2 protein-coding genes are annotated in these 4,050 nt (G+C 68.6%); both read left to right on the top strand.

The annotated features are described in order from the left end of the window. The coding region (locus tag ACFU99_RS35885) for a transglycosylase domain-containing protein (RefSeq protein ID WP_384400483.1) at positions 1 to 2,378 on the top strand (2,378 nt) is incomplete at its 5' end. Positions 2,379 to 2,469: 91 nt separating this feature from the next. Then, the gene (locus ACFU99_RS35880; RefSeq protein WP_384400480.1) at positions 2,470 to 3,984 is read left to right on the top strand and encodes a glycosyltransferase family 87 protein; all 1,515 of its coding nucleotides are present in this window, start codon (positions 2,470 to 2,472) and stop codon (positions 3,982 to 3,984) included. Positions 3,985 to 4,050: the final 66 nt, after the last annotated feature.

Genomic DNA, 4,050 nt, shown 5'->3' with positions numbered 1-4,050 from the left:
GCCGGGGGCGCGGCCGCGGCGGCGACAGCGGGCCCGTCAAGAAGCGCTTCATCGACTACCCGCGCGCGGGCAAGTACGGATTCCGTCGCTGGATGCCGTCCTGGAAGCTGGTCACGGCCACGTGCCTGGGTTTCATGGGCCTTGTGGTGGGCGCGGTGGGCATAGCGCTGATGATGGTGGACATCCCGACGGCGCAGGCCGCGTCGAAGGTCCAGAAGAATGTCTACTACTGGGCCGACGGCAAGACGATGGTGGTCGCGGGCGGCGGTGAGCTCAACCGGCAGATCGTGCCGCTCGCGCAGATCCCCCACTCGATGCAGAACGCCGTGATCGCCGCGGAGAACGCCTCGTTCGAGACCGACTCGGGCGTCGACCCGATGGGCATCGCGCGCGCGGTCCTGAAGATGGCGCAGGGCGGTGAGACGCAGAGCGGATCGACCATCACGCAGCAGTTCGTGAAGAATACGTACCTGAACCAGGAGCAGACGCTCCAGCGCAAGGCCACCGAGCTGCTGATCTCCATCAAGGTGGGGCTGAAGACGGAAAAGGACGACATCCTCGCCGGGTACCTGAACACCGCCTACTACGGGCGAGGCGCGTACGGCATCCAGGCCGCGGCGCGCGCGTACTACAACAAGGACTGTTCGGACCTGTCGCCGAGCGAGAGCGCGTTCCTCGCCGCGACGCTGAACGGCCCGAACCTGTACGACCCGTGGGGCGGCCAGGGGCCGGCGGCGACGCCCGAGAAGAACACCAGGCGGGCCACGGAACGGTGGAATTTCGCGCTCAGGCGTGAGGTGGAGACCAAGCGGATGAAGCCCGAGGAGCGCCAGAAGGTGCTGGCGAAGGGCTTCCCGAAGCCGCAGCGGCCCAAGCCCGCGACGGACCGGGCCGGGCAGATCGGCTATCTCACGGACCTCGCCGACTCCTACATCGTCGCGCACAGCAAGGGCAAGATCACCAAGGCCCAGCTGGACAAGGGCGGTTACCAGATCCACACCACCTTCCAGAGGGACAAGGTCGATACGCTGGCGAAGTCCGTCGAGGCGGTCCGGAAGGCGAACATCAAGCCGAAGGAGCGCAAGGTCGACGAGCACGTGCAGTTCGGCGGGGCGTCGGTGGAGCCGGGCACGGGCAAGATCATCGCGATCTACGGCGGTGAGGACGCGCTGAAGCACTTCACCAACAACTCCGACGAAACCGGCGTCCAGGTCGGTTCGACCTTCAAGCCGTTCGTCCTGGCAGCGGCCATGGAGCACGGCAAGCGCAATCAGGGCCTCTCCGCGGACCAGGGTGACGACGAACGCACCCCGGTCTCGCCGGAGAGCATGTACAACGGCGATGACAGGGTGACGCTCCGCGACTTCAACGGGCAGGTCTGGCACGACAAGGACGGCTCGGAGTGGCACCAGCCGAACGACGGCGGTGAGAACAGGGGGCCCATCAGCCTCAGAACCGCGATGCAGTTCTCGGTGAACACGCCGTACATCCAGCTCGGCATGGACGTGGGCACCGACGTCGTCCAGAAGGAAGCGATCAAGGCGGGGCTCGCCAAGAGCCAGATGGCCTCGCTCTCCCCCACCTTCTCCCTCGGCACGTCCGCGCCGAGCGCGATCCGGCTCGCCGGCGCGTACGGGACCTTCGCGGCCAAGGGCAAGCAGGCCGAGCCGTACTCGGTCGAGAAGGTCGAGAAGGACGGCACGGCCGTGTACGAGCACGAGGAGGAGACGAAGCAGGCGTTCGACGCCAACATCGCCAACAACGTCACCGACGTGCTGCGGAACGTGGTCGAGCACGGCACCGGCACCTCGGCGAAGCTCGAAGGGGGCCGGCCGGCGGCGGGCAAGACCGGTACGACCGATGAGAACCGCTCGGCCTGGTTCGCGGGCTACACCCCGCAGCTCTCCACGGCCATCGGCATGTTCCGCGTCGACCCCAACGCGAAGAATCAGCAGTTCCTGTCCATGCGCGGCGTGGGCGGTCAGAAGACGATTCACGGTGCTTCGTACCCGGCCGAGATCTGGGCCGATTTCATGAACAAGGCGCTGAAGGGCAAGCAGGCCGAGGACTTCGACAAGCCGCAGCCGATCGGCAAGAAGATCTTCGGTGACGGCGCCAGCCCGACCCCGACGCCCACTCCGACGCACACGGAGACGGAGACGAAGCCGACCCACACCCCCACCGCGACGCAGACGGAGACGAAGCCGACCCACACGCCCAGCCACTCGCCGTCGCCGACCCATAACTGCGACCCGCTCGACTGGCACTGCAAGGACGACGGGGACAGTGACGGCGACACCTCGGGGCCCGGGGGCCATCCCACCGGCGGTCCCGGTCCGACGATCACGCCGACCAAACCGGGCAGCATCTTCGATTAGCGACCGGCAGCCATGACCGATGAGGGCCGTCACGCAGCGCGCGTGGCGGCCCTCACCGCTGTCCACAGGCCCGTACGGCAGGATGGCCCGCATGACGAGCGCGCGAGAGGACCAGCCCGTACACCCCACCGCCGAGGACGCGGTGGCGGCCGCGGGCAGCGAGGTCATCGGCGGCCCGGCCGGCCGTCGCGCGGTGTTCGGCGGGGGCTGGTGGACCGCGGTGCGGATCATCACCCTGGCGGCCATCGGGATGTTCGCGCTCGGCATGGTGCAGAAGCTGCCCTGTTACGACTCCGGGTGGTTCTTCGGCGCGACCTCGCAGTACACGCACGCCTGCTACTCCGACATCCCGCACCTCTTCAACGGGCGCGGCTTCGACATGGGCGTCGTCCCCTACTTCGACCGCGTCCCCGATTCGGTCTCCGGGGGCATGCCGTATCTGGAGTATCCGGTCCTGACGGGGCTGTTCATGGAGGTCGCCTCCTGGCTGACGCCGGGCGGCGGCACGATGCAGCACCGCGAGCAGCTGTACTGGCTCGTCAACGCGGGCATGCTGCTGGTCTGTGCGGCCGTCGTGGTGATCTGCGTGGCCCGTACGCACCGCCGCCGCCCTTGGGACGCCCTCCTGGTGGCCCTCGCGCCGGCCCTGGCGCTGACCGCCACCATCAACTGGGACCTGTTCGCGGCGGCCCTGCTGGCCGCCGCGATGCTGAAGTGGTCCCGCGGCCGTACGCTCGCCGCCGGCGTCCTGATCGGCCTGGCGACCGCCGTGAAGCTCTATCCGCTGCTGCTGCTCGGACCGCTGTTCATCCTGTGCTGGCGGGCGGGCCGCTGGCGGGACTTCGGGCGGACGGCGGTCGGCGCGGTCGCGTCCTGGCTGGTGGTGAACCTGCCGGTGATGCTCACGCACGACGCGTCCGGCTTCCATATCCGCGAGGGCTGGGCGCAGTTCTACACCTTCAGCCAGGACCGGCCCGTCGACTTCGGATCGATCTGGCTGCTCATCTCGCAGCGCACCGGCGAAACGCTGGAGAACACGAATACGTACGCGACGCTGCTGATGATCATCGGCTGTCTCGCGATAGCGGCGCTCGGCCTGTACGCGCCGCGCAGGCCGCGGCTGGCGCAGCTCGCGTTCCTGGTCGTGGCGCTGTTCGTGGTCACCAACAAGGTCTATTCGCCGCAGTACGTGCTGTGGCTGATCCCGCTCGCCGCCCTGGCGCGCCCGAAGTGGCGGGACTTCCTGATCTGGCAGGGCTGCGAGGTTCTCTACTTCGTGGCGATCTGGATGTATCTGGCGTACACGAGCGGCGGGGACAAGCACCAGGGGCTGCCGACGGAGGGGTACCAGCTGGCGATATTGCTGCATCTGCTGGGGACGCTGTACCTGTGCGCGGTGGTGGTCCGCGACGTGCTGCTGCCCGAGCGGGACGTGGTGCGGCAGGACGGGTCGGACGACCCGTCGGGGGGTGTCCTGGACGGGGCCCCCGACGTGTTCGTGCTCGGCGGTGCGGCCCGTCCGCATGAGGCCGTGCGTTTCGAGGGGCCCTACGTCAGGTGGGGCACCGGACGGGCGGATTCCGGGCAGGTGTCGCCCATCGAGTGAGGGCCCGCCGGTGCGTAGGGGCGGACCGGCAGGAACGCGAAAGGGCCCGAAGACGCGGCGGGTGGC

The organism is Streptomyces sp. NPDC057654 (assembly GCF_042800135.1).
Lineage (GTDB): Bacteria > Actinomycetota > Actinomycetes > Streptomycetales > Streptomycetaceae > Streptomyces.
Note: the sequence above shows the minus strand (reverse complement) of the source record. Positions and strands in the feature narration are given on the sequence as shown.

What these genes read in the sequence shown, in the direction of transcription:
- ACFU99_RS35880 (WP_384400480.1), top strand. Translation starts at nt 2,470, where the DNA reads ATGACGAGCGCGCGAGAGGACCAGCCCGTACACCCCACCGCCGAGGAC.